The sequence below is a fragment of the Robertmurraya sp. DFI.2.37 genome, from assembly GCF_029211245.1.
Lineage (GTDB): Bacteria > Bacillota > Bacilli > Bacillales > Cytobacillaceae > Robertmurraya > Robertmurraya methanolica_A.
This window is the reverse complement of sequence record NZ_JARGEJ010000160.1, coordinates 1-639: the sequence shown is the minus strand read 5'-3', so window position 1 is coordinate 639 and position 639 is coordinate 1. Positions and strand designations below refer to the sequence as shown.

Annotated in this window: 1 tRNA gene; it reads left to right on the top strand. The window is 40.1% G+C overall.

Annotated elements, in window-relative coordinates:
• Positions 1 to 316: 316 nt before the first annotated feature.
• Positions 317 to 390, top strand: a tRNA-Gly gene (locus tag PZE06_RS25885).
• Positions 391 to 639 lie beyond the last annotated feature (249 nt).

Genomic DNA, 639 nt, shown 5'->3' with positions numbered 1-639 from the left:
AGTTTAATGGTAAAACCACAGCCACGAGCAAAGCATCCATGAATGAACGACGAGTTGCCTCGACGATAGAGCTCCAAAGAAAAGGCGAGAAGAGTTGGAGGCATGTAAGGCCCGAACAGGGGAAGAAGGAATTTAGTATAATTACAATAAAAATGCGGGTGTAGTTTAATGGTAAAACCACAGCCACGAGCAAAGCATCCATGAATGAGCAACGAGTTGCTTCGACGATAGAGCTCCAAAGAAAAGGCGAGAAGAGTTGGAGGCATGTAAGGCCCGAACAGGGGAAGAAAGAATTTAGTATAATTACAATAAAAATGCGGGTGTAGTTTAATGGTAAAACCACAGCCTTCCAAGCTGTTGTCGTGGGTTCGATTCCCATCACCCGCTCCAATACATATGTAACGCAGTATTTCGTTTCAATAAGAACGAAGTATTGCGTTTTTTATTTAGGTTCTATAATATTTGTTGGGGTTATTACACAATTACTGTGCAAAAAAAAGAGCACGATATCCCCCATTCATTTATACTTGAATTGTCGAGAAACAAGTATAGAGTGGGGATACGTGCATGATGAATTCTAACATATTTTTACCTGGATTTGAAGAAGTGATCATTAAGAAGACAGAAATAGTAGAGGGT